We start from the raw sequence: 24,687 nt of genomic DNA on the forward strand, positions 1-24,687 counted from the left end.
ATTCCGGAAGCCCGGAAAAAAAGTTCTCCCCGGAGCGATGAGTTTCCCGCCGCCGCCCGGTCTACCCCGGTGAAAGCAGACAGCGGAGCCAAGAGTGGGAGAACGACATGACTGACGCGAACGAGCTCGGCGAGGTCACCATCACCCGTGAGTTCGCCGCACCCCGTGCGGCGGTGTTCGCGGCGTACGTCCAGCCCGAGCAGTTCGTCCGCTTCTGGGGACCGGCCGGGACGAGCGTGCCGCTGGACACCGTCACCATCGAGCCGTGGGCTGGCGGCCGGTTCGACAGCACCATGGTCGTCGACGCGACCGGGGACCGGTACCCGATGAAGGGCGTCTTCCAGGAGGTCAAGGAGCCCGAGCTGCTCACCTTCGCCCAGGAGGGGTCGACCGTGGTGGGCAGCATCCGGCTGGTCGACCTCGACGGGGACCGGACGGAGGTCGTGATCCACCAGACCGGCGTCCCGCCGATGTACCGCTCCCCGGAGGCCCTGGCGGGCCTCAACTCCAGCCTCGACCGCCTCGGGGAGCACCTGGCCCAGCGATGACGCCTCGCCGCTTCCGGGCGGGCGGGCGGCCTTGCCGTTCGCCCGCCCGTTCCGGTCCTACTCCTCGCCCGCGAGGGTGATGCCGGCCAGCTTCACCGAGGCGAAGGCGGTGGCCGCGATGGTGATCACGATCAACAGCGGGATCGCCGCACCGAGGGCGACCGGGGCGCTCAGCGCGCCGTCGGCGGCGAACGCCTTGGCCACCGAGAGGCCCCACTGCTGGATGCTGAGGGTCTTGGCGCCGCTGACGAAGTTGCCGACCAGGCTCTCCCAGACCAGCGCGTACGCCAGGCCGGCGATCACCGCGTGCCGGGTGACCACGCCGAGCAGCAGGAAGACCGCGCTGTAGGCGGCGCCGGAGACCAGCGTGCCCAGGGTGAAGGCGAGGGCCAGGCCGTCCTTGGTGCCGCAGATGATCAGGCCCGCCAGCAGGGTCGGGACGGCGGCGAACACCCAGGTGGTGGCGATCGCCACGGCCAGCTTGGTGGTGATGATCTTCCAGCGGGGCAGCGGTTTGGCCAGCAGGTAGACGATCGAGCCGTCGTCGATCTCGGTCGCGATCACGCCCGTTCCGACCACCAGGCCCAGGATCGGCACCAGGGTGCCGAGCGAGAGCGTGCCGAGGATGCTGACGGCCAGGTCGTGCCGGTCGGCTCCCGAGCTCCGCGCGGCCGCGGAGACCGCCAGCAGCAGTGCCGGGACGGCCAGCAGCAGGAGGCCTCGGCGGCGGCCCAGCAGGCCGCGCACGGTCAGCCTGGCTACGGTCCGGTTCATGGGTTCCAGCCCTTCCAGTGGAACGCGGGGTCAGGACGCGACGAGGTAGGAGAAGACGCTCTCCAGCGACTCGTCGGCCGGGGGAGACGGTGTAGAGCCGGATGCCGGCCTCCTTGGCGACCTTGGGCAGCAGGGTGGTGAAGCCCTGGAAGTTGATCGCCTGGATGCGCAACGCGCGCTCCTGCCAGTCGAGTTCGATCCCGGCTGTGGAGCCGTCGGCGATCAGCGCGGCGGCCAGCCGCCGGTCGTCGCTGGAGCGGACCAGGTAGCGGTGCGGCCGGTCGGTCATCAGCCGCCGGATCCTGCGGAAGTCACCGGAGGCGGCGTGCCGTCCGGCCACCACCACCTCGATGTGGCGGGCGAGCTGCTCGACCTCCTCCAGGATGTGCGAGGAGAACAACACCGTCCGGCCGTCCGCGCCGAAGCGGCGCAGCAGTTCCATCAGGTGAAGGCGCTGGCGCGGGTCCATGCCGTTGAACGGCTCGTCGAGCAGCAGCACCGACGGGTCGTGCACCAGGGCGGAGGCCATCTTGACGCGCTGCTTCATGCCCTTGGAGTAGGTGCCGGTGCGGCGTTCCTGGGCGTACTCCATCTCGACCAGGGCCAGGGCCCGCTTCGCCGCCGCGCCCGGGTCGGGCAGGCCGTGCAGCTCGGCGTTGGCGAGCACGAACTCCCAGCCGGTCAGGTAGTCGTACATCGACTCGCGTTCGGGGACCAGGCCGATCTTCCGGTACACCTGCTGGTTGCGCCAGATCGCCTCGCCGTCCAGCGTGACGGCCCCGGCGGACGGGGCGAGGAAGCCGCTCATCATGTGGATGAGGGTGGACTTGCCCGCACCGTTCGGCCCGAGCAGGCCGGTGATGCCCGGTCCGATGCTCATGGAGACGTCGTTGACCGCGACGACGTTGCCGAACCAGCGGGAGACCTTGTCGATGGTGATGACAGCCATGCCGACGCCCTCTCAGATCTTCCGGTAGCGGCTGACCATCAGCCAGTAGGAACCGACCACCAGTACGGCGATCTCGGCGGCGAAGACCGCCACGCCGAGCGCGCCCGGGGCGTGCGTCGTGCGCGAGTCGCCGGCCAGGCCGAAGACCTGGTTGACCAGGCCGTCCACCAGCATCGACGGGGAGAGCAGCGAGGCCCAGTGCGCGGAGTCCGGCACCTCGGCACGCATCCCGCCCGACAGGCCGAAGACGATGCCCGCGATGATCGAGCTGATCGCCAGCACACCCATGATCGCGGCGACGCCGAAGCCCCGGCGCGGGGTGCTCGCGGCGATCAGCAGGCCGAGTGCGGAGAACAGCACCGCGTACAGCACGGCGGCGACCAGTCCGTAGAGGAAGTGGCCGGTGTTGTGGCCCAGCGGCAGTCCGCCGAGGATCGCGCCCAGGTAGAGCACCACCAGCGGCACCGCCATCAGGATCAGCATCGCCGCGACCATCGAGCCGAACTTGGCCCGTACGTAGTCGCCCCGGGTGATCGGCCGCGAGAAGTACAGCGGCACCGTCTGGTAGCGCAGGTCACGGGACATCAGCACCGGAGCCTGGGCCGCCAGGAAGATCTCGATGAAGATCGAGAAACTGGCCAGGTACTGCGGGTAGTCCAGAGGGAGCTGCTTGCCGTGCTGCAGGATCGCCACGGCGACGATCACCACGGCGGGCACCGCCAGGACACCGAGCACCAGCATCGGCAGCACCTTGGACTTGCCCGAGCGCCCGAGCCCGTACGCGGCCCGCAGGCTCTGTACGAAGAGCGAACGGGTGGCGTACGAGCGGCCCAGGCGCGGGCCCCGGTACGAGCGGTAGCCGATGTCGTGGATCACGCCGCTGTCGGCGGCGGCCGTCCGGCCGGGCACGGCCTCAGGGGGCAGCGACATCGTGGGCACCTCCTGCCGCGTCGGTTCGGACGTCGCCGGCTCGGGCACCGTCGGCGTGGTCCGTTCGGGTGTCGTCGGTTCGGGCATCGCCGCTTCGGGCGTCGCCGGCGAAGATCTCGGCGACCCGGTGCCGGCGCTGCTCCAGCCGGACCAGACCGAGTCCCAGGTCGGCGACGGTGTCGCGGACCGTGTCGTAGGTCTCGTCGTCCCTTATCTCGACCAGCAGGACCCTGGAGCCGTCCGGCGCGACCGTCAGCCCCGCCTCGGTGAGCCGGGCCCGGACGGCCTCGTCGGCGTCGAAGCCGAGGTCCGTCGGGTGGTCGGTGACCTCGACCGCGAGCAGCTGGGTGGCCTCGGTGAAGGACGCCGTGGACGAGGAGCGCAGCAGGCGACCGCCGTCGATGACGACCAGGTGGTCGCAGGTGCGCTCCAGCTCGCCCAGCAGGTGGGTGGTGACCAGGACGGAGATCCCGAAGTCGCTGTACACCCGGCGGATCAGTGCCAGCATGTCGTCGCGGCCGACCGGGTCCAGGCCGTTGGTCGGCTCGTCCAGCAGCACCAACTGCGGGTCGTGGACGAGTGCCTGGGCGAGTTTCACCCGCTGCTTCATACCGGTCGAGTAGCCGCCCATCGGCCGGTAGCGCTCCTCGTACAGTCCGACGTGCCGCAGGGTGTCGGCGGTGCGCTCGCGGGCGGCGGCCGCCGGGAGACCGGCCATCCGGGCCATGTGGACGACGAACTCGGTCGCCGATACGTCCGGGGGCAGGCAGTCGTGCTCCGGCATATAGCCGACCCGCTCACGGATGGCCGGGCCCTCGGTGGCGATGTCCAACCCGAGCACCTGGCCGGTGCCGGAGGTCGCCGGGGAGAGCCCGAGCAGGATCTTGATGAGTGTGGACTTGCCCGCTCCGTTCGCCCCCACCAGGCCGACCACCCCGGGCTGCACCTCCACGGTGAGCCGGTCGAGCGCGGTGACCCGGGGGAACCTCTTGGTGAGGCCGTCCGTCTTGATGACAGTGGACACGTCTTCCAACGTAGTGCGCGGCGGCCACGCGCGATATGAGCTGGGGCGACGAATCCCGTTTGCGCCTGTGGGACGACGTTGTGGGTCCGATCCCCTAGGGGGTCGGACCCACAACGTGTGAGACGTCAGCCCAGCATGACGGACTGAAGGATCGTCACCTGCTGGAAGGCCTGGACCGGGACGCCCTTCGGGTTGGTCATCACGACCGAGGCGAAGACGTCGCCGTTGACCAGCTCGGCCACCCGGCCGACCGGATCCTTCCCGGCCGCCCGCTCCTTGGTCTGCAGCAGCTGGTTCATGGTGTGTCCCTCAGCGTCGATCGGCAGCTGGGCGTGGACCAGCGCCGGCACGTCCTTGAGGTCGTCCGTGTCGAGGTCGCGGGCGAAGGCGCCGGCCTCGGTGTGCGAACCGAAGGAGAGCAGCCAGATCTCGGTGCGGGTGCCGTCCGGTCCGGTCCATGCGCGCCTGGCTGCGGCGCGGCAGGCGTTCTCGTCGAGCATCGCGGTGAGCACGGCCGGGGACTTGTGACGGTTCGCGTAGTCCGCACAGCTCGCCCGGGCCGCGCCTGCGGCGGCGGTCGCGGTGGGCGTGACGGGCGTGGCGGGCGTGGCGGGCGTGGCGGGCGTGGCGGGCGTGGCCGGCGTGACGGGCGTGACGGCTGCGGTGGAGGGCGCGGTGCTCGCGGAGGGGGACGTGCCGGCGGACGGCGCGGTGCTCGCGGTAGCGGGCGCGGCCGGGGGACCGGCTTCGTCCGACGCGCCCTTGGGAGCGGGCAGCAGCAGTCCGCGCAGATCCGCGTAGTGGCGCCGGTTCGCCGGGTCGGCGCTCGGTGCGGGCTTGCCGGACGGCAGCGGAGGCAACGTCAGCGCCGGGAACGCGTACCGGCCGTCGTTCGCGGTCCGCAGACCGGGGATGTCGGTCCGGTCCTGCGTCGTGACCGCCACCGCCGTCGCGGTCCCCGAGAGCAGCAGGAGGAACGCGGCGGCGCCCCAGCGCAGGACGGCCGCGCGGCCCGGCTTCCGGGCGGTCTCGGCGGCGCTCGCCTCGGCGGAGACGGCCCAGGGGTTCACCGGATCCAGGGACACCGCGGCGGGCTCGGGCGCGGGCTCCGCACGGACGGGGGCGGGGGCGGGCGCTGCGGGCTCGACCGGTGTGTCGGGTCGGATGATCTCGGTCATGCGGATGCTCCTGGCAGGGCGAGCCGGTCGAGTTGCCGGCGGAGGAGGGTCACGACCTTGTCCTTGGGCAGCGGCGCCACGCCCTCCACCCTCGTCTCGACCCGGAGGTCGCCCACCGCCGCCGAGCAGATCAGCGCGTCGAGCTTCTCGCCCGGTGGCGCGGACGGCAGGTAGCAGTGCGCCTCCTGGTGTCCCGGCACCTGCGGCCCCTCGCGGAACAGCCCGGAGTCCGACGCCATCGCGCCCACGAAGGCGTTGTCCGCCTTCACCGCGTCCTGGTGGTACTGGAGCAACCAGATGGTGACCACCAGGTCGCCCTCGGCGGCATCGGCGTAGCTACGGACCCCGCCGCCCTTCAGCGGCACGTCCTGCCAGACCTTGCGCACCTCGTCCCGGAGCTTCTCCGGCAGGGCCTGCACCTGGTCGTCGGCCCAGGCCCTGCGCTGGTCCTCGGTCAGTTCGGTGTCGTTGCCGTACGCCCCGGCGTCCGGGCCCAGCGTGTATCCGGCGGGCACCGGCAGCAGCAGGTCGCGCATCGAACCGAAGTGCGTGCCATTGGACTTGGCGCCGTAGGAGGACCCTGCCGGAGCGCTCGGCGCCGCAGTTGGCACGGTGGCCAGGGCGGCGGCGTCGGGCTCCCGATCGCGGTACCGGACCTTCAGGATGCCGACGCCGATCCCGACCCCGAGCAGTGCCGCCGCGACCACCGCCGCACCCGCGCGCAGTGCCGGGCCGGGCTTCGGCCTCGGCCTCAACTCGTCTGACGAGGCCGGGCGCTGCTGCTCGGCCGCGGTCCCGTCCGTACCGGTCGTACCGGTGGTCTCGCTCATACCAGTCGCTTCCACTGCTGCTCGGCGATGTCCTTGAGCTCGTCGGCGGAGACCCGGCTCTGGGAGTAGATGCTGACCACCATCACGACGTTGCCGCGCCGGGCGGTGGCGCTCCCGAAGTAGTAGGTGGTGGTGCTGTCCACGAAGTGCTCCTGCTGGGTCCGCGCCAGATAGGTGCCGTGCACCGTGCCGTCCAGCGTGCCGTCGATGCCGGTGCCGCCACCGGTGTCCCCCTGGGCCCAGGCGACCGCGGAGGAGACGTGGTCCTCGTCGAACTGGATCAGCTCGACCCGGTAGTTGTTGCCGCCCTTGGTCCAGGCGACCATCGCGTCCCGGCGGAAGCCGCCGTGGACCAGATCCCTGAACTGCCGGTCCGCACCGCCGTACGAACCGGCCTTCGCGCCGACGCCGAGCCAGCCGGACCCGTCGCCGTGGCCGTAGTTGTCCCAGTCGTCCGCGCCGTCGGGCTTGCTGATCAGCAGCTTGCGCAGGTCGCCGTCGATCGCGAGCGGCTTCGGCGCGGCCTCGGCGGCGGCCGCCGGGTCCAACGGGGTGGCGGGGTAGCCCGGCACGGCGACGTGCAGCGACGGCAGCGGCGTCTCGGGGCGGGCGGCCTGGATCGAGTAGCCGACGCCGGCGCCCAGCAGCGGACCCAGCAGCAGTGCGCCGGCCAGCAGCGTCACGGTACGGGGGCGGCGGCGCCCGGCGTCCGGACCGGCGTCCGGATTCACGACGGGCTCGGGCAGACCGGACGAGACGACGTCGCCGAACTCGGCCGCCCCTCCCGGCTCCTGGCCCTGGTGCCGCTCGGGAGACTCTTCGGTCTCGTGGGTGATCACGTTTTCTCCAGTGCGGCGGTTCGGCCGCTGTGTCGGAAGGGAATCGAAGTCCGGTGGCGGGAGGCCGCGGCGGCTCAGCCGCCGTCGGACAGCCGCTCGCGCTGGCGCTTCATCACGTCCATCAGCTGCGACTTGTCCGGTGTGCCCTTCACGAAGACGGTGATCTCGTACTGGACGTCGCCGACGTAGCCCACCCCGACCAGCCTGCCGGTCCAGGCCTCCTGGCGCGGCTTCATCAGGTAGCCCTTGGCCGAGTCGTCGCCGTCGATGTCGAAGCCCTCGCCGTTCTTGAAGGTCTCCGCCTGCGCGAACTCCTGGGCCATGGCGCGGGACTTGAAGCGCAGCAGCCGGGTCTCGACCTCCTGCTTGCCGTCCGCGGAGCGGTACCGGCGGTAGGCGCCGTCGTCCTGGTAGCCGTACGAGTCCAGCACGGAGGGGATCTCGCCGGCGTTGCTGTACTGGGCGGCGATGTCCTTGACGCTCAGCCCGGTGCCGTCGGGGGAGCCGTAGGGCTCGGCGCCGTCCGGCATCGGCAGCAGGAAGTAGCGGAGGTCGCCGCCGTGCGTGCTGCCGTTCACGGTGCCGTGCAGGGTGCTGCTCGGGGTGGGGGTCGGCGCTGCGCTCGTGCTCGGGGTGGCGGTCGGGGTGGTCGGGGTGGTGGTGCCCGTGACCGTGGCCGGTGGTGCGGGACGGGCGGCCGAGGCGGCCGGGTGCGCCGCCGGCCTGCCCACGGCGACGGTGACCGCGGCACTGGTCGCGGTCACGGCGAGCAGGCCGGCCGTCGCCAGCGCGATGCCCACGGCGCGCGGCAGCCCGCGCGCGGACCTGGGTCCCGGTACGGCCGCTGGTGCGGGCGGGTCGGACGGCGCGCGGTCGGACGGGGCGCCGTCGGACGGTGCGTGGTCAGGTGGCGCGGTGTCGGACGGCGCTCTGTCAGGCGGCGCGTTGTCGACCGACGCGGTTTCGGGCGCGGACAAGGGATTCCCCCACTGTGAATGGATGACGCCGCGCGCGATCCCCGGTCCGGGCCGTCCCCCGCCGGCTCCGCGCGGACGGCCGCAACGCGTTCAGCAGGATTATGAGATCCCGTCAACCCCTTCAACAACACGATAGTTCCCGACAGTCGGCGCATTGGCCGATCAATCGGACACGTCGTGATCGAACCGCAACGGGCCCCGACCACGACGGGTCGGCCCCGCGACGGAACCCGTGGACAGCACGGCGCCGGGGCGCCCACTCGGGCAGCCCGGCGCCGTCCCGCCCGCGGCCGGGCTCAGCCCAGCTGCGAGAGTCCCTCGGTGGCGATCTCCTCGAAGACCGCGAGGTCGTTCTCGAAGACCGAGGCCGGCACCGGCCAGTGGATCACCAGCTCGGTGATGCCGAGCTCGCGGTACGTCCCCGCCCAGTCGACGAAGGCGCCCACCGACTGCAGCGGCTTCTCCGCGGTCGACCCCTGCAGCAGCACCTTCTCCAGGGTCGCCACATCCCGGCCGTGCGCCTCGCAGGCCGCCGTCAGCTTCTCCAGCTGCGCCTTGATGACGGCGGGCGCCTGCTCCGCCGGCATCGCCGCGGGCCCCTTCGGGTCGCCGTACGTGACCCAGCCCTGCCCGTGCTCCGCCGCCAGCCGCAGCCCGCGCGGGCCGGTCGCCGCCACGTAGAACGGCACCCGCGGACGCTGCACGCAGCCCGGGATGTTCCGCGCCTCCACCGCCGAGTAGAACCGGCCCTCGTGGGTCGTGGCGTCCTGCGTCAGCAGCTTGTCCAGCAGCGGCAGGAACTCGCCGAACCGCTCCGCCCGCTCCTTGGGCGTCCAGGCCTCCTGGCCCATCGCGGTGGCGTCGAACCCGACGCCGCCGGCCCCGATCCCCACCGTCAGCCGCCCGCCGGAGACGTCGTCGACCGACAGCAGCTCCTTCGCCAGCGTGACCGGGTGCCGGAAGTTCGGCGAGGTCACCAGCGTGCCGATCCGCATCCGCTTGGTCACCGTCGCGGCGGCCGTCAGCGTCGGGATCGCCCCGAACCACGGCTCGTCCTGGAAGGACCGCCAGCTCAGGTGGTCATACGTGTACGCGGCGTGAAACCCGAGCTCCTCGGCCCGCCGCCAGATCTTCTGGCCTTCGTTCCAGCGGTGGATAGGGAGGATGACTGTGCTGAGTCGCATGCAAGCGACCCTACGCGAATCGTGCTCACCGGCGCCGAACACCAAAACCAGAACCGCCCCACCGCTAACACATGATGTATTACACTCTTTGCTATGGACACGTCTCGCCCTGGCAAGACCCGCGTCACCAGCGTTTCCCTGCGCGCCGAGACCCTGGACGCCATCCGCGCACGCGCCGGCAAGCAGGGGGTCTCCTCCTACATCGAGGAGGCCGTGCAGCGTCAGCTCCAGCGCGAAGCCATCGACGAGTACATCGCCGCCGCCGAGGCCGAGCACGGCCCGGTCGATCCGGCCGAGGTGGCGGCCAGGGCCGAGCGCATCCGCGCCCACCATGCCGCCCACCGAGGAGAGGCCGCTCCGGCGGATGCCACGTGAGCGGCACCCTCGTTCTCGACAGTGAGGCGCTCTCCAAACTCTCCCGGCGGCATCGTGACATGACCATCTGGCTGGACGTCGCCCGCACGCTGGATCTTCTCGTGGTGACCAGCGCGGCCACACTGGTGGAGGCGCGCGACCCCGAGGTGCCCCAGGCGGCGTTCGATCACGCCGTATCCCTGGTCAAGGTGCGGCCGATCACGGAAGAGATCGCGCGTGCTGCGAGCAAGTTGCTTGCAGCCGAGGGGCTACACGGTCACAAGTACGCGATCGACGCGATGCTCGCCGCCACCGCGCACCTTGAGCACGGCGACGTGACGATCGTGACCAGTGACTTCGAGGACCTGCGGCGACTGTGCCACCGCCGCATCGCGGTCGAGTCGATCTGACCTCCTCAGTCCGCCCGTTCGATCCCGACAGTGCGTCGCCGCAGGTCAGGACGTGATGCGTGAACGAGGACTGACCGACGTTACGAGAGTTCCCATCAGCGCTCTGTGCGGTGCAACGCCCCAGTAGGTCGTATGTGTACTCAATGACCTGACCGAGTGGGTCGGTCACCTGGAGAAGCTGTCCGGAGGGGTCGTACCGGTACCTGATGGTGCGACCTTGGAAGTCGCATTCACTGGTAGTCCGCCCGGCTTCGTCGTACGTGTAGGTCCACTGCTGAGCAGCGGACACACACCATGGAGCCGAACCGATGCATCACATCGTCAACAGCGCGCAGTCCCAAGCATGGAACGGATACGAAGGCCACCACTGGAGCAACCACGCGGACCGCTGGAACGCCGTGAACGGCGGCTTCAACGCGCCACCGGTGGTTGGGGAGGGTCGCGGTGCTCGGACGCATGCCACGGCCCTTTGAAAGGCCCGCGAAGCCGAGACATACCGCAGTATGCTTGCCCCATGGGAGCTACCACCCGGATCACAGTAACCCTGCCCACCGAGCAGGTGGCCGAGCTGAAGAAGCTCACGGACAACGTCTCCGGCTACGTCGCCGAGGCGGTCGCGCGGCAGATCAGGCACCAGCTGCTCGGTGAGGAGCTGCGTCGCTACGAGGAGGACCACGGCGCGTTCACGGAGGGGGAGCTCGCTGCCGCGCACGCGAGGATCTTCGGCTCGGCCGAACCCGGCAGCACGGCGAACGCCGCGTGAGCGAGCGTGTTGAGACCGTCGTACTGGACTCTCAGGGAGTGTCCGCCTGGATCGCGCAGGACCGCAGCGTGCTCGCGATGATCCGGTGCTTCCACTCCATGGCAGCCGATCTGGTGGTCTGCGCCAACACCATCGTGGAGGTCATGCACGCACGGGTGAACGCCCCTCGGCTGAACTGGGTGCTCTCGCAGGTCAAGATCGAGGCGGTCACCGAACAGACCGCACGAGCCTCGGCCGAGCTGCTGAAGCAAGCCGGCCTACACGGCCACAAGTACGCGATCGACGCGACTGTCGCCGAGATGGCACTGCGCCAACCGGGACCGGTGGCCATGCTCACCTCCGACGTCGACGACATGGCGAGACTCTGCGGCAGTCGCGTCCGACTCATCCCGGTCTGAACCCGGCGCCCGGACGCTCCTGCCGAGCGTTTCCGCAGCTCAGGCTGCGATGGGTGAACGAGGCTTGACCGAGGTCACCAGCGTGCCGATCCGCGTCCGCTTGGTCACCGTCGCGGCGGCCGTCAGCGTCGGGATCGCCCCGAACCACTCGTCCTGGAAGGACCGCCAGCTCAGGTGGTCATACGTGTACGCGGCGTGAAACCCGAGCTCCTCGGCCCGCCGCCAGATCTTCTGCCCTCGCCCCACCGGCGGATGGGGAGGATCACCGTGCTCAAGCGCATACCCTCGACCCTACGCGTACGCTCCGGCGGGTGAGGTTTCGAGCAACCCGCGGCGACGTCACCTGCGTGACCGCTAACGTGGCGCCATGGGCGTTCTGGGTGAAGCCGAGCTTGAGGCCGTGGTCGAAGAAGCCACTGTCGGCGCCTACGCCGAGGACGAGCAGCTGACCGGCCTGTTCACCATGATCGAGGAGAACCTCACGATGCCGTTCAACACGACGGTTCTCGGGGTCGAGGTGACCGTGCGCGGCGTCGACCTCGGTCAGGACGGCGGGATCGTCGCACGGTCCTGTCGCGGCCCCGATCGACAGAGGATCGGGATCCTGGACCTGCCGATGCCGACCCCTGCCCCGGGCGGCGCCGAGTGGCTCGATGCCTACCGGCACTGGGTCGGCTGAGCAGCTCGCATTATCTCTTCGAAACCGGCTTGCAGGGAAGGCACGACGTGGCGATCGCCGTACGGGACGCGAATCACGGCATCGATGAGCGCTCGCTCAGCGATCTCATCGAGCGCAGCGCCGAGTTGAAGGGGGATCTGGTCGCCTTCGGGCAGAGCCCGCGCTTCGACCGGTGGTTGACTCCCCTCCTGCTGGAGGCCGCGGGCCCTGAACGGCTGCTGGACGAGGGTGAGGCGGTCCGGATCACCGACCACTTCATCCTGCGGTACCGCCTGCCGGACGGTACGACCGTGGTCGACCGATTCGTCGCCTCGCGACGGGACTTGAGCGAAGTCGACCGGGAGATGCTGCTCGGCTGGCGTGACCCGGTCGAGGGCATCTTCGAGGTCCGGCGCAAGGACGGGGATGCCGTCGTCCTGCTGAACCTGGTCGACGACCTGGAGTACCGCACGTACTCGAACGTCGGGCCGAGGGCCTTCCGAGGAGTGTCCAAGGGACAGTTCCTTCTCACCTGCTTGGTGCCGGTCCGGTCGGCCGACGGCATGTGGCTGATCTCCGGGATGATGTTGTCCTACCCGAAGTCCAGCGCCACCGAGGTCGCCCAGGCCGCACTCCAACTGGCAACCAGCCGACCCGAACTGGTCTTCCGCAACCCCGAGAAGATCGAGCAGGGATGGGAGCGGATGCGGGAGGACCGGGCCGCATTCGTCGAGTTCTTCGGCACCGACGAACTGGTCCTTCCCCCAGCCGAGGCCGAGAAGCAGCTCAACGCCTACTACAGGCACCGGCAGGAGGCCACCCTGGCCGGACAGCCCGACCGTGCGCGAGGCAGGCGGCTTCCGGGGCTGGACTTTCCGGCCTTCGAACTGCAGCGGGACCTCGCGGACTCGGACACCGTCGGCGTCATCTACGACGAGATCGACGGACTCAACTTCTACGCAGACTACGGGCTGCTGCGGGACCTCTTCGCCCACCCGGCCCTCCCGGGCCGTAGGCGGCACCAGGACGTGCTGCGCACGTACCTGCGCGAGGAGTCGATCGCGCCACTACCGATCCGCCGACTGGCCACGGCGTACCCGGAAGCCGCCGACACGGTGTTCCGGAAGCTGCTGCGGAAACCCGGATTCACCTGGAGCGACCACGGCGAGGCTCTACTGCGCCGACGCAAGCCCTGGTACTACGCCCAGGAGCCCCGACCCGGCGTTTCCGTGATCGGCGAGCGCCTCATCGAACTTGCGGCCGGCAGCCAACGGCGGAGATTCACCAGGGCGCGGCGCGTGCCGCGTCAGCCCGATCACGCGTAAGAGCGCAGGGCCGCACCGCAGTCGAGGGCGTGCTGACGCGCAAGGAGCCGGAGGAAGTACCCGCGAGCCGGGAGCAGGCCGGCCACCTCCTCTTCTGCCCTTCGCCCCACCGGTGGTTGGGGAGGACCGCGGGACTCGGACACACGCCATCGACAGTAGGGGACGACCACGCCTCGACGAGTCCGTACATACGCGGTAGGTGCCGCAGGCCTCCGGCGCCACGCGCATCACGGTCACGCCGCCGACCGGGCAGGCGGCCGACTTGTAGCACTGCGTGAACCACCTGGCTCATCGAGCTCGGGCTCCCTCGACGGAAATCGCCCCGGCCGCCCCGCTGCCGGCGACCGCGCGGACCCGACCCGACGTCAGGGAGGGTTCAGGGCGCGGTCAGGGCGATCACCGGTTCCGAGGGGGTGGGGCGGCGGGAGAGGCTGTGGGTCGAGACCGCAGCGGGCGGTGTCGGGAGACCGGGGAGTCAGCGGTGAACAAGTTCGTGCGACGCGTTTCATGCCTTGGACTGGCGTGTGCGGCCGCGGTCGGGACCACTGCCGTGGTCGGCGGACAGGCGATGGCGAGCGAGCGGGTCGCGGCGCGGGCGGGGCAGCAGACGCTGGACACCGCGGCGCTGCAGGCGGCGATCCAGCCCCGGCCGGGAGAGGGGACGGCGGGGGCGATCGCCCGGGTGGTCAAGGGCGGCCAGGTGTGGCAGGGGTCGTCCGGTGACACGGTGACCGGACGGAGCGTTCCGGCCGACGCGCACTTCCACATCGGCAGCATCTCCAAGACCTTCGAGACCGTGGTCGTCCTGCAGCTCGCGGCCGAGGGGAGGATCGACCTGGACCAGACCGTCCAGCACTACCTGCCGGGGCTGCTGCCGGACGCCTTCCAGCCCGTCACCGTGCGCGAGTTGCTCAACATGACCAGCGGCCTGCCGGACGTCGACCAGGGGGCGCCGGACCAGTCGGCGGACTACCTGATCGCCCACCGGTACGACTACCGCACCTTCGACCAGGTCATCCAGGACACCCTGCGCCCGGTCGGCCGCCCGGCGCCCGGCCCGAACTTCGCGCCCGGCACCGCGCAGCAGTACAACTCGCTGGGCTTCCGGATCGCCGGGAAGCTGATCGAGCAGATCACCGGCAACTCGTTCAAGGACGAGGTCACCGAGCGGATCATCGAGCCGCTGCACCTCTCGCAGACCTCCGTGCCCGAGGACCGCACCCGGATGCCCCGGCCGTACCTGCACGGCTACCTGCCCGGCGGCGACGGCAGGACGGTCGACGTCAGCGAGCAGGGCGGCAACCCGTCCAACATGATCTCCACCCCGTCCGACCTGGACCACTTCATCACCGCGCTGTTCCAGGGCCGGCTGCTGCCCACCGCCCAGCTGGACGAGATGTTCCGGCTGCCCGAGGGCAGCGACGGCAAGACGCTCAAGTACTTCGACAACTCCAACTGCACCGACGGCAAGGGCAATCCGGGTCCGGCCTGCTTCGGCGCCGGGCTGATGGGCAACCCGCTGCCCGACGGCACCGTGCTCTGGGGCAAGACGGGCCACGACCTCGGCTACGCCAACGGCATGTTCGCCACCCGCGACCTGTCGATGAAGGGCGTCTTCTCGGTCTCCACCACCGACCTGAACAACGGCCGCCCGACCGCGCTCTCCAACCGGCTGCTGATCGCCGCCCTCAAGCCCGTCGGGCACTGACGCCCCCACCCGCTCCAGGGGCACCGCCGCATGGTGCGTCAGATGCGGCTGAGCCGGCGGGATGTGAGCGCGGGGTTAGCAGTGGCGGGCTGCGTGAGCAGGTGTCGGCACGGATCGATAATCTGTCTCGCCGTCAGCGCGGCCCGACGCCGCGTCACAACCATGGGGGAACCTTCGCGATGTCCTCTCGCAGACTGCTTGTCGCCGCCGTGCTCACCGTCGCCGCTCTCGGGCTGGTCGGGTGCGATCCCAACGACCCGACGGGCGGCGGCTCCTCGGCGGCCCCTGCGGCGCCGTCCGCCCCGGCTTCCGGCGCTGCCTCCGGCACGGCGAAGCCGGCGCCCGCCGGCAAGTCCTCGAGCGCTCCCGACGGGGACCCCGGGGAGAACTGCACCCCGGCCAAGCTCCCGGCGGGCCACAAGATCGTCCAGCCGGTGCAGCAGCCCAAGCAGAACACCATGCTCGCCAAGGCGACCAAGTTCGCCTGCGACCCCAACGACGGCCACTGGGAGGCGGTCGGCAGCCCGGAGAGGTTCGTCTTCGCACCGCACGCCAAGGCCGAGCTCGCCGCCGGGTCGGTCGGCTACAAGTCGGTCGCGGTCGGCGAGCTCTGGAACCACATCGGTGACTGCCTGGACGGCGGCCAGAACGTGAAGCCCCCGCTGACCTGCTCCGCCTTCCCGGTCTACGACATCACCCAGAACTCCGCCGGGGAGATCACCGAGATCAAGGAGCTCTGGCACTCCTGACCGGCGTCGCCCCGCCCGTCCCGGTACGCCGGGTGAGCCCTGGCACCGGCGCCGGGAGGCCCCGGGCGCCGGGCCCCGGGCGGGGCCGCCGTCCGAGCCGGCCGGAGGCGGCGCCGGGCGGGTGCGCGAAGATGGAGCGGTGACCACCAATCCCGCGCGCCCCCGTCTGATCGCGACCGACCTCGACGGCACCCTGCTCTGCCCGAGCGGGACCGTCTCCGAACGGACGGCCGCCGCGCTGGCGGCGGCCGAGGAGGCGGGCGTGCAGGTGGTGTTCGTGACCGGGCGGCCGCCGCGCTGGATGCAGCAGATCAGCCCGCACATCGGCGGCCACGGGGTGGCGATCTGCTCCAACGGCGGAGCGGTCTTCGACGTCCGGCAGGGCGAGATGGTGGAGGTCTTCCCGCTGGGCCCGGCGGACGCACTGGCCGTGATCACGGCGCTGCGGGAGGCGCTGCCGGGTACCGCCTTCGCCTTCGAGCACCTGGACGGGTTCGCCCGCGAGCCCGAGTACGAGCTCAGGATGTGGGGTGACGACGACGCCCAGCCGGCCGCCCCGGCCGAGGAGCTGCTGGCTCCGCAGGGTCGGATGCGCGGACTCTACAAGGTGCTCGCCCAGCACTCCGACCTCGATCCGGACGCCTTCCTGGTAGAGGCCCGCCGGGTCGCCGGACACCTCGCCGAGATCACCCGCTCCGCGCCGGTCGCCCTGCTGGAGATCAGCGCGCTCGGGGTCACCAAGGCCAGCACGCTGGCCAGTTGGTGCCGTGAGCAGGGGATCGACCGCTCCGAGGTGGTGGCCTTCGGCGACATGCCGAACGACCTGGAGATGTTGGCCTGGGCCGGTACCTCGTACGCCGTCGCCAACGCCCACCCCGAGGTGCTGGCTGCGGTCGCGCAGCACACCGTCAGCAACGAGGACGACGGCGTGGCGGTGGCGATCGAGGAACTGCTCGAACGGGGCTGACCCGGCGCGGCCGGGCGGCACGCTCCGGCCCGGTCGTCAGAGCCTGGCCGACCAGCGGACCCGGGTGCCCTTGCCGTGGGGACCGGGCTCGTGCCAGGCGGCGCCGCCGAGGTTCTCGGCGCGCCTGGTGAGGTTCTTCAGCCCACTGCGCCGGCCGCCGTGCGGAATGCCGACCCCGTCGTCGGTGACCGTGAGCAGCACGCCCGGCCGGCCGGCCAGGTCCAGCGACTCGGGGTCGCCGGAGAGCGGGTGGCCGTCGGCGTCGAGGTGGACGGTGGCGTCGATCTCGGTGCCGACCCGGGAGGCGCGGGCGTGGCGGGCCGCGTTGGAGAGCATCTCCCTCATCGCGGCCAGGAGTTGGCGGCCGGTCTGCTCGCCGACCAGGCTCTCCACCGGGCCGGTGAAGGTCACCGAGGGTTTGAAGCCGAGGGCGGCGGCCGCCTGGCTGGCCTCGCGCAGCACGCGGGTGCGCAGGTTGTCCGGTTCGTCGCCGCTCTCGTCGTGCTGGAGGGCGTAGATGGTGGTGCGGACCTCCTGGATGGTGGCGTCGAGCTCGTCCACCGCCTTTCCGATGCCGGTCCTGACCTCGGGGACGATGGCGCGCCGGGCCGCGCCCTCCAGCATCATGCCGGTGGCGAACAGCCGTTGGATCACCAGGTCGTGGAGGTCCCGGGCGATCCGGTCGCGGTCCTGGAAGACGGCCAGCCGCTGCTGGTCGCGCTGGCCCTCGGCCAGCCGCAGGGCGAGCGCGGACTGCGAGGCGAAGGTCTGGGCGAGCTGCTTCTCGGTCTCGGTGAACGGGGGCGCACCGACGCTGCGCCAGACGCAGAGCCCGCCGAGGACCCGTCCGGCGGCGATCATCGGGACGGCCATCGAGGCGCCGAAGTTGCGGGCGAGCCGGATCTCCACGTCGGGGTCGGTGGACATGTCGTCCAGGTAGACGCCCGAACCGGCCAGCAGCCGGGAGGCGAAGCTGCCCTCCGGGAGCAGCTCGCCCCGGACGAACTCGGCCGCCTCGCCTGAGGCGTGGGCCACCCGCATCTGGCCGTCGCCGGTGGGCAGCAGGATCATGCCCAGTGCGCCGTCGGCCAGTTCGCGGACCTGCTCGGCGGCGACGGTGAGGGCGACCTCGGCCTCGTCGGTGGAGAGCAGCGCGGTGGAGACGGCGGCGGCGCCGGCGATCCAGCGCTCGCGGCGGCGGCCCTCCTCGTAGAGGCGGGCGTTCTCGATGGCGACCCCGGCCGCGGCGGCGAGCGCGTTCAGCACCTGGGCGTCCTCCGGGGTGAAGACGCCGCTGCCGCTGCGCTTCTCGGTCAGGTAGAGGTTGCCGAACACCTCGCCCCTGACCCGGATCGGCTCGCCGAGGAAGGACGTCATCGGCGGGTGGTGCGGCGGGAAGCCCACGGAGCGCGGGTCGGTGGCGAGGTCGGCCAGCCGCAGCGGTTCGGGGCGTTCGATCAGGGCGCCCAGGATGCCGCGTCCGGTGGGGAGTTGGCCGATCTCGTCGGCGGTCTCGTCATCGATGCCGATGTGGATGAAGTCGGAGAGCCCGTCGCCGTGCGGGGAGATCACACCGAGGGCCGCGTACCTGGCGTCGACCAGTTCGGCCCCGGCGGCGGCGATCCGGTGCAGCGTGGCGTGCAGGTCGAGCCCGGCGCCGACCGAGACCACGGCCTCCAGCAGCCGCTGCATCCGCTCGGTGACGGCGGCGGCGGACTGGAGTCGCTCGGCGACCTCGGTGACCAGGGTGTCCAGGCCGAGCGAGGCGATCTCGGGCACCCGGTGCGGGGGCTGGCCGGCGGCTGGCTGCGTGGTGAGGTCCGGTGCGGAGTACGCCGGCGCGGTGCGCCCGGGGACAGGACGCTCCGGCACGGAGCGGCCCGGCTGTGGCCGGTCCTCTCGGGCGGGGTCCGGTCTGCTCTCCATGCCTGTGAGCCTAGTTTGTCCAGGTTTGACCCGATGATTCAGACGGCGGCGAGCAGCGTGTCGGCGCGCTCCTCCCGCCGGCGGAGCGCGCCGAGGCGGCCGTCCGGATCCGCGGCGAGTTCCGACCAGCGGCCGCACTCCACGATCCGGCCGTGCTCCAGGACGATCACCTCGTCCACCGTGTTGTCGTCCAGCCCGGCCAGCCGGTGGGTGATCAGCAGGGTGGTACGGCCCGCGGTGGCGGCCAGCAGGTCCGCGGTGAGGGCGTCGGCGGTGGGCAGGTCCAGGTGCTCGGCGGGCTCGTCCAGGATCAGTACGGGGAAGTCGGCGAGCAGCGCGCGGGCGAGTGCCAGGCGCCGGCGCTGGCCGCCGGAGAGCCGGGCGCCGTGCTCGCCGACCATGGTGTCCAGGCCGTCGGGCAGGCCGTCCACCCAGTCGAGCAGGCGGGCGGCGGCGAGCGCGGCCCGCAGCTGCTCCTCGGTGCAGTCCGGCCGGGCGAGGCGCAGGTTCTCGCGCAGCGAGCTGTCGAAGACGTGCGCGTCCTGGGCGCAGAGGCCGATGACGCGGCGGACGTCGTCCGAGTCGAGCATCCGGGTGTCCACAGGCTGTGGACACCCGCCGAGGGTGACGGCCCCCGCGCGCTGGCCCAAGAAGCGCAGCAGCACCTGGGCGAGGGTGGTCTTGCCGGAGCCGGACGGGCCGACCACGGCGATCCGACGGCCCGGGGTGAGGTCGAGGTCGACGTCGCGCAGCGCGTCCTCGGCCTGTCCCGGCCAGCGGGCGGTCAGGCCACGGACGGTGATCGGGAACGGGTCGGCGGGCGGGGCGGCCGGTGCTACGGGTTCGGCGACCGGCGGCTCGGCCGCGAGCACCTCGGCGAGCCTGGCCCGTGCGGCCCGGCTGCGCTCGCGGAACTGCACGGCGGTGGGCATGCCCGCGACGGCCTCGAAGGCGGCCAGCGGGGTGAGCACCACCAGCGCCAGGCACACCCCCGGGAGCGTGCCGCCGCTGACCGCCTGCACTCCGGCGGCCGCGCTCGCGGCCACGGTCAGCCCGGTGACCAGGGCGATCAGCCCGGCCGACACCCCGCCGGCGGCGGCCGAGCGGGCTGCGAGGGCGGTCAGGCGGCGGTCGGCGGAGCGGGTGGCGTCGAGCCGGGCGGGCAGCGCCCCGGCGACGGCCAGTTCGGCGGCACCGGTCAGGGTGTCGACCACAATGGCCGCCAACTCGCCACGGGCTGGCGCCTGTTGGCGCTCGGCACGGCCGGAGAGCCGGGCGGCGAGGGCGGGTACGACGGCCCCCGCGAGCAGCAGGCCGAGCGCCAGCAGGGCGCCCGCGAGTGGGAGGAAAGCGGCCAGGGCGGCGGCGGAGCCGAGCGAGACCAGAGTTGCGACGGCGGCGGGCAGGCGCCAGCGCAGGTGGTGGTCCTGGACCGCGTCCACGTCACGGACCAGGCGGGAGAGCAGGTCGCCGCGGCGGAAGGCGGGCAGGGCGGCCGGGGCGAGCTGTTCGAGCCGCCGGTAGACGGCGGTCCGGACGCCCCCGAGGGCGCGCAGGACGGCGTCGTGGGAGACCAGGCGCTCGGCGTAGCGGAAGACGCTGCGGCCGATACCGAAGGCCCGTACCGAGGTGACGGCCATCATCAGGTAGAGCACCGGGGGCATCTCTGAGGCGTAGGAGATCAGCCAGCCGGAGGTGGCCATCAGGGCCACGGCGCAGCCCAGCGCGAGGGCGCCCAGCAGGACGGCGGGCGCCAGGCGGGGCTTGGCAGCCGCCTCGGGGAGCCCTGGGACGGCGCCTTCGTCCTCGGCGTCGCGGGGAACCGCGTGGGGCACTCGCGCTACGGGAAGCGCGGACACCGCCCCGCCGGGGTCGCGGAGTGCGTCCTGCTCGCTCTCCGGCTGCCCCTCGGATGCCTGGGCGGCCTGTACGACCGGCACGGGTTCGGGGGCGGCGAGGTGGTAGTGGTGGTCGGCGACGGCGAGCAGGGCCGGACGGTGGGCGACCAGCAGGACGGTGCGGCCGGCCAGGGCGCGGACGGCCTCGACGACGGCGGCCTCGCTCGCCCCGTCCAGGTTGGCGGTGGGTTCGTCCAGCAGGACCAGCGGCCGGTCGGTGAGCAGCGCGCGGGCGAGCGCGATGCGCTGGCGCTGGCCGGCCGAGAGGCCGGCGCCGCCCTCGCCGAGCACGGTGTCCAGGGCGGCGAAGTCGGTGGCGTGGGCGGCCGCGAGCGCGGCCCTGACCTGGTCGTCGGTGGCGTCGGGGCGGGCGAGCTTGACGTTCTCGGCGATCGTCCCGGCGAACAGGTGGGGGTGCTGCGGCACCCAGGCGATCCGGCTGCGCCAGCTCACCGGGTCGAGGTCGGCGAGGTCCTGGCCGTCGACCAGCACCCGGCCCGAGTCCGGCCGGGTGAAGCCGAGCAGGACGGACAGCAGGGTGCTCTTGCCCGAGCCGCTCGGGCCGGTGAGCGCGGTCGTGCGACCCGGCCGGATGGTGAGCGAGAGCCCGGACAGCGCGGGGGCCGTCCGGCCCGGGTGGGTGACGCCGACCCCCTCGACCGAGATCACCGCACCGGCCGGCGTGGGGGCCGGACTGGTGCCCGAGGCGGGCAGTGGGGTCTCCAGCACCTCGAAGATCTGGTCGGCGGCGGCGAGCCCCTCGACGCTGGCGTGGTAGAGCGCGCCGACCTGCCGGATCGGGAAGTACACCTCGGGCGCCAGGATCAGCACCAGCAGCCCGGTCTCCAGACCGAGGCTGCCGTCGACCAACCGGAAGCCGATCGAGACGGCGACCAGGGCGACCGAGAGGGTGGAGAGCAGCTCCAGGGCGAATGAGGAGATGAAGGCGATCCGCAGGGTCCGCATGGTGGCCCGGCGGTACTCGTCGGTGATCCTGGCGATGGTGCGGGCCTGCGCCTTGGCCCGGTTGAAGACCTTGAGCGTGGGGAGGCCCGCGACCACGTCCAGGAAGTGGTGCGAGAGCCGGGAGAGCGAGGCCCACTGCCGGTCCATCCGGGACTGGGTGGCCCAGCCGATCAGCACCATGAAGAGCGGGATCAGCGGCAGCGTGCCCGCGATGATCGCGGCGGAGATCCAGTCGGCACCCAGGATCCGGGTTAGTACCACCGCCGGGACCACCACGGCGAGGGCCAGCTGCGGCAGGTAGCGGGCGAAGTAGTCGTCCAGGGCGTCGACGCCCCGGGTGGCCAGCGCGGTGAGTTCCCCCGTCCGCCGGCCCGACAGGTAGGCGGGACCGAGGGCAGTGGCGTGGTCGAGCAACCGCCGCCGCAGGGTGGACTTCACCGTGGCGACCGAGCGGTGTGCGGTCAGCTCGGTCAGCCAGGCGACCGCCGCCCGGCCGGCCGCGGTGGCGGCCAGCCAGAGCAGCGGAGCGGCGAGGTGGTAGGAGTGCCGTTGGAAGGCCCGGACCACGATCTCGGCGATCAGCGAGGCCTGGGCCACCACCAGCACTGCACCGAGGGCACCGAGCACCACCGACCCGGCGAGGAAGGCGCGGGTGGTGCGGGCGTACCGCAGGAGCCGGGGGTCCACAGGCTTCACGGTCGGCTCCTTCGGTGCGTGCGCGGGCGGGTCAGTGGTCGGCGGTGTGGACCACCGGGAGGTGCTGGACGCCGATCCGCTTGCGGAATACCCAGTACGTCCAGCCCTGGTAGAGCAGCACCAGGGGGGTGAAGACCGCCGCGATGACGGTCATCAGCTTGAGCGTGTAGGGCGAGGAGGCGGCGTTCTCCACCGTCAGCGACCAACTGCTGTTCAGCGTCGAGGGCATGACGTCCGGGAAGAGCGACAGGAAGAGCATAGCGACCGCCGCCACCACGGTCAGCCCGGAGAAGGTGAACGCCCAGCCCTCGCGGCCCAGTTGGTTGGCCACCAGCGCGGCGGCCAGCGCCAGCACCGCGACGAGCAGCGCGGCCAGGCTCCAGCCGGTGCCCTGGTGGGCCTGGGTCCAGGCCAGGAAGCCCGCCGCCGCCACGGAGGTGGCCAGCCCGAGCCGGCGCGCCGCGGCGCGCGCCCGGTCGCGGATCTCGCCGACCGTCTTGAGCGAGGCGAACACCGCGCCGTGGAAGGTGAACAGCACCAGGGTGACCAGGCCGCCGAGCAGCGCATAGGGGTTCAGCAGGTCGAGGACGCCGCCGACGTAGTTCTTGTGCTCGTCGATCGCCACTCCGTGGACGATGTTGGCGAAGGCCACACCCCACAGGAAGGCGGGCAGCAGGGAGGTCCAGAAGATGGCGTGCTCCCAGTTGCGCTGCCAGCGCTCCTCGGTGCGCTTGGCCCGGTACTCGAAGGCCACGCCCCGGACGATCAGGCAGACCAGGATCACCAGCAGCGGCAGGTAGAAGCCGCTGAACAGGGTGGCGTACCAGTCGGGGAAGGCGGCGAAGGTGGCGCCGCCGGCGGTGAGCAGCCAAACCTCGTTGCCGTCCCAGACCGGGCCGATGGTGTTGATCAGGACCCGGCGTTCGGCGGTGTTCCTGGCGAGCAGCTTGGTGAGCACGCCGATGCCGAAGTCGAAGCCTTCGAGGAAGAAGTAGCCGATCCACAGGACCGCGATGAGGACGAACCAGACGTCGTGGAGTTGCATGTCACTGTCCCTCGGTGAACGGGGTCTCAGTAGGCGAAGGCGAGGGGCTTTTCGGCGTCCTCTGCCGAGGACGGGCCACGGAGCGTCGGGTCCTTCGCGGGCGGCTGCTCCGAGGTGACCGGTCCGGCCGAGGCGTACTTGGCGAGCAGCCGCACCTCGATCACCGCGAGGATCGCGTACAGCAGCGTGAAGGTGGCCAGCGCGCCGATCTGGGTGGCGGCGTTGACGTTGGGCGAGACGGCGTCGGCGGTGGTCATCAGGCCGAAGACGGCCCAGGGCTGACGGCCCATCTCGGTGAAGACCCAGCCGAAGCTGTTGGCGATCAGCGGGAAGCCCATGGTCCAGATGCCGATCCGCCAGCTCCACTTGGTGAGGAACGGACCCATCTCCCGGGTCCTGGTGAGCATCAGCCGGGGTGCCTCGTCATCCTCGGTGCGGAACTCGGGGGCGAGGAGGAATCTTCTTCTGGTGGTCCAGAGCCCGATCAGGCCGGCCACGAAGGAGGTCATCCCGAAACCGATCATGAGGCGGAAGCCCCAGTACGTCACGAAGACGTTCGGGATGTAGCCGGTGGGCTTGCCGCCGTACTTGGCCGCCTCGGCTTCGGCGGTGTTGTTGATGCCGGGGACGGCCGAGCTGAAGTCGCTCTTGGCCAGGAAGGAGAGCGCCGCCGGCACCTCCAGCTCCACCGAGTTGTGGCCCTTGGTGACGTCGCCGACCGCGAAGACCGAGAACGGCGCGGGCGACTGGGTGTCCCAGAGCGCCTCGGCGGCGGCCATCTTCATCGGCTGCTGCTCGAACATCACCTTGGCCAGGGTGTCACCGCTGATCGCGGTGCCGAGGCCGGCCACCACGGCCATCGCGAGGCCCACCCGCAGCGACGTCCGCATGGTGGCGACCTTCTTGCGCTGGGCCTCGGTGACCTCTCCGGCCGCGGCGGCGCGCCCGGCCCGGACCAGGTGGTACGAGGCGATGCCGACCATGAAGGCGGCGCCGGTCAGGAAGGCGGCGGTGAGGGTGTGGAAGACCACGACCAGGGTGGTGTCCTGGAACAGCACCTTGGTGATGTCGGTCAGCCGCGCCTTGCCGGTGGCCTTGTCGACCGCGTAGCCGACCGGGTGCTGCATCCAGGAGTTGGCGGCCAGGATGAAGTACGCGGAGAGCACGGTGCCGATCGACACCATCCAGATGCAGGCGCAGTGGATCTTCTTCGGCAGCTTGTCCCAGCCGAAGATCCACAGGCCGATGAAGGTGGACTCGAAGAAGAAGGCGATCAGCGCCTCCATCGCGAGCGGGGCGCCGAAGACGTCGCCCACGAAGCGCGAGTAGTCGGACCAGTTCATCCCGAACTGGAACTCCTGCACGATCCCGGTCACCACGCCCATGGCGATGTTGATCAGGAAGAGCTTGCCCCAGAACTTGGTGGCGTGGAAGTACTTCTCCTTGCCGGTCCGTACCCAGGCGGTCTCCAGGCCGGCCACGGTGGCGGCGAGGCTGATCGTCAGCGGCACGAACAGGAAGTGGTAGACGGTGGTGACACCGAACTGCCATCTCGCGATGGTCTCGTGAGCGACTGCTAGCTCCACGGCGC

Annotated in this window: 22 protein-coding genes and 2 pseudogenes; 10 read left to right on the forward strand and 14 right to left on the reverse strand. The window is 71.5% G+C overall.

The window, feature by feature from the left end; genetic code table 11:
• The first annotated feature begins 107 nt into the window (after positions 1-107).
• On the forward strand, positions 108-548 hold the full coding sequence (locus ACZ5ON_RS09820) for an SRPBCC family protein (RefSeq protein WP_465588240.1): 441 nt from the start codon (positions 108-110) through the stop codon (positions 546-548).
• A 57-nt stretch (positions 549-605) separates the two neighbouring features.
• Here the strand turns inward: ACZ5ON_RS09820 and ACZ5ON_RS09825 are convergent, their stop codons facing one another.
• The 9 genes and pseudogenes from ACZ5ON_RS09825 to ACZ5ON_RS09865 all read right to left on the reverse strand — a co-directional run bounded on the left by ACZ5ON_RS09825 (position 606) and on the right by ACZ5ON_RS09865 (position 9,233).
• Positions 606-1,322, reverse strand: a complete 717-nt coding sequence (locus ACZ5ON_RS09825; RefSeq protein WP_465588243.1) for an ABC transporter permease — start codon at positions 1,320-1,322, stop codon at positions 606-608.
• 30 nt (positions 1,323-1,352) lie between these two features.
• Positions 1,353-2,271: pseudogene (locus ACZ5ON_RS09830) on the reverse strand (ABC transporter ATP-binding protein).
• A gap of 12 nt (positions 2,272-2,283) precedes the next feature.
• On the reverse strand, positions 2,284-3,201 hold the full coding sequence (locus ACZ5ON_RS09835; protein WP_465588246.1) for an ABC transporter permease: 918 nt from the start codon (positions 3,199-3,201) through the stop codon (positions 2,284-2,286).
• Positions 3,185-4,225, reverse strand: a complete 1,041-nt coding sequence (locus ACZ5ON_RS09840) for an ABC transporter ATP-binding protein (protein WP_465588249.1) — start codon at positions 4,223-4,225, stop codon at positions 3,185-3,187. Before ACZ5ON_RS09840 ends, ACZ5ON_RS09835 begins: the two co-directional genes overlap by 17 nt.
• Positions 4,226-4,350: 125 nt before the next feature.
• The gene (locus ACZ5ON_RS09845; RefSeq protein ID WP_465588252.1) at positions 4,351-5,403 is read right to left on the reverse strand and encodes a hypothetical protein; all 1,053 of its coding nucleotides are present in this window, start codon (positions 5,401-5,403) and stop codon (positions 4,351-4,353) included.
• Positions 5,400-6,233 (reverse strand): hypothetical protein, encoded by an 834-nt coding sequence (locus ACZ5ON_RS09850; RefSeq protein WP_465588255.1) that lies wholly within the window; start codon positions 6,231-6,233, stop codon positions 5,400-5,402. Before ACZ5ON_RS09850 ends, ACZ5ON_RS09845 begins: the two co-directional genes overlap by 4 nt.
• Entirely contained in the window at positions 6,230-7,072 is an 843-nt protein-coding gene (locus ACZ5ON_RS09855) for a hypothetical protein (protein WP_465588258.1), read from the reverse strand. Before ACZ5ON_RS09855 ends, ACZ5ON_RS09850 begins: the two co-directional genes overlap by 4 nt.
• A 74-nt stretch (positions 7,073-7,146) precedes the next feature.
• Complete coding sequence (locus tag ACZ5ON_RS09860; RefSeq protein ID WP_465588261.1) at positions 7,147-8,049, reverse strand: hypothetical protein; 903 nt, start codon at positions 8,047-8,049, stop codon at positions 7,147-7,149.
• Positions 8,050-8,345: 296 nt separating this feature from the next.
• Positions 8,346-9,233: an LLM class flavin-dependent oxidoreductase gene (locus tag ACZ5ON_RS09865; protein ID WP_465588264.1), complete on the reverse strand. Its 888-nt coding sequence runs from the start codon at positions 9,231-9,233 to the stop codon at positions 8,346-8,348.
• Positions 9,234-9,326: 93 nt separating this feature from the next.
• Between ACZ5ON_RS09865 and ACZ5ON_RS09870 the strand changes: the two genes are divergently transcribed.
• The 4 genes from ACZ5ON_RS09870 to ACZ5ON_RS09885 all read left to right on the forward strand — a co-directional run bounded on the left by ACZ5ON_RS09870 (position 9,327) and on the right by ACZ5ON_RS09885 (position 11,158).
• Complete coding sequence (locus tag ACZ5ON_RS09870; protein WP_465588267.1) at positions 9,327-9,608, forward strand: hypothetical protein; 282 nt, start codon at positions 9,327-9,329, stop codon at positions 9,606-9,608.
• Entirely contained in the window at positions 9,605-9,997 is a 393-nt protein-coding gene (locus ACZ5ON_RS09875; RefSeq protein WP_465588274.1) for a PIN domain-containing protein, read from the forward strand. Before ACZ5ON_RS09870 ends, ACZ5ON_RS09875 begins: the two co-directional genes overlap by 4 nt.
• Before the next feature lie 514 nt (positions 9,998-10,511).
• Positions 10,512-10,760: a hypothetical protein gene (locus ACZ5ON_RS09880; RefSeq protein ID WP_465588278.1), complete on the forward strand. Its 249-nt coding sequence runs from the start codon at positions 10,512-10,514 to the stop codon at positions 10,758-10,760.
• A complete protein-coding gene (locus tag ACZ5ON_RS09885; RefSeq protein WP_465588281.1) occupies positions 10,757-11,158 on the forward strand; it encodes a DNA-binding protein in 402 nt (133 codons plus the stop codon). The genes ACZ5ON_RS09880 and ACZ5ON_RS09885 overlap by 4 nt, the downstream gene beginning before the upstream one ends.
• A gap of 48 nt (positions 11,159-11,206) precedes the next feature.
• Here ACZ5ON_RS09885 and ACZ5ON_RS09890 read toward each other — a convergent pair.
• A pseudogene (locus ACZ5ON_RS09890) lies at positions 11,207-11,439 on the reverse strand (LLM class flavin-dependent oxidoreductase); the annotation flags it as partial.
• A gap of 86 nt (positions 11,440-11,525) precedes the next feature.
• Between ACZ5ON_RS09890 and ACZ5ON_RS09895 the strand changes: the two are divergent.
• From ACZ5ON_RS09895 to ACZ5ON_RS09915, 5 genes are all read left to right on the forward strand, one after another.
• Positions 11,526-11,837, forward strand: a complete 312-nt coding sequence (locus ACZ5ON_RS09895) for a hypothetical protein (protein WP_465588284.1) — start codon at positions 11,526-11,528, stop codon at positions 11,835-11,837.
• Positions 11,838-11,884: 47 nt separating this feature from the next.
• Entirely contained in the window at positions 11,885-13,141 is a 1,257-nt protein-coding gene (locus tag ACZ5ON_RS09900) for a hypothetical protein (protein ID WP_465588287.1), read from the forward strand.
• Positions 13,142-13,622: 481 nt separating this feature from the next.
• On the forward strand, positions 13,623-14,849 hold the full coding sequence (locus ACZ5ON_RS09905) for a serine hydrolase domain-containing protein (protein ID WP_465588290.1): 1,227 nt from the start codon (positions 13,623-13,625) through the stop codon (positions 14,847-14,849).
• Between the two features lie 179 nt (positions 14,850-15,028).
• On the forward strand, positions 15,029-15,598 hold the full coding sequence (locus tag ACZ5ON_RS09910) for a hypothetical protein (protein WP_465588293.1): 570 nt from the start codon (positions 15,029-15,031) through the stop codon (positions 15,596-15,598).
• Between the two features lie 139 nt (positions 15,599-15,737).
• Positions 15,738-16,565, forward strand: a complete 828-nt coding sequence (locus tag ACZ5ON_RS09915) for an HAD family hydrolase (RefSeq protein ID WP_465588296.1) — start codon at positions 15,738-15,740, stop codon at positions 16,563-16,565.
• A gap of 36 nt (positions 16,566-16,601) precedes the next feature.
• Here the strand turns inward: ACZ5ON_RS09915 and ACZ5ON_RS09920 are convergent, their stop codons facing one another.
• The 4 genes from ACZ5ON_RS09920 to ACZ5ON_RS09935 are packed head-to-tail and all read right to left on the reverse strand — an operon-like array spanning position 16,602 to position 24,682.
• Entirely contained in the window at positions 16,602-18,491 is a 1,890-nt protein-coding gene (locus ACZ5ON_RS09920; RefSeq protein ID WP_465588299.1) for a GAF domain-containing sensor histidine kinase, read from the reverse strand.
• 38 nt (positions 18,492-18,529) lie between these two features.
• A complete protein-coding gene (gene cydD, locus ACZ5ON_RS09925) occupies positions 18,530-22,051 on the reverse strand; it encodes a thiol reductant ABC exporter subunit CydD (RefSeq protein WP_465588302.1) in 3,522 nt (1,173 codons plus the stop codon).
• A 31-nt stretch (positions 22,052-22,082) separates the two neighbouring features.
• The gene (gene cydB / locus ACZ5ON_RS09930; RefSeq protein WP_465588305.1) at positions 22,083-23,096 is read right to left on the reverse strand and encodes a cytochrome d ubiquinol oxidase subunit II; all 1,014 of its coding nucleotides are present in this window, start codon (positions 23,094-23,096) and stop codon (positions 22,083-22,085) included.
• A gap of 26 nt (positions 23,097-23,122) precedes the next feature.
• A complete protein-coding gene (locus ACZ5ON_RS09935) occupies positions 23,123-24,682 on the reverse strand; it encodes a cytochrome ubiquinol oxidase subunit I (RefSeq protein ID WP_465588308.1) in 1,560 nt (519 codons plus the stop codon).
• Between the last annotated feature and the right edge of the window lie 5 nt (positions 24,683-24,687).

The sequence above is a fragment of the Kitasatospora sp. NPDC032150 genome (genome assembly GCF_055579945.1).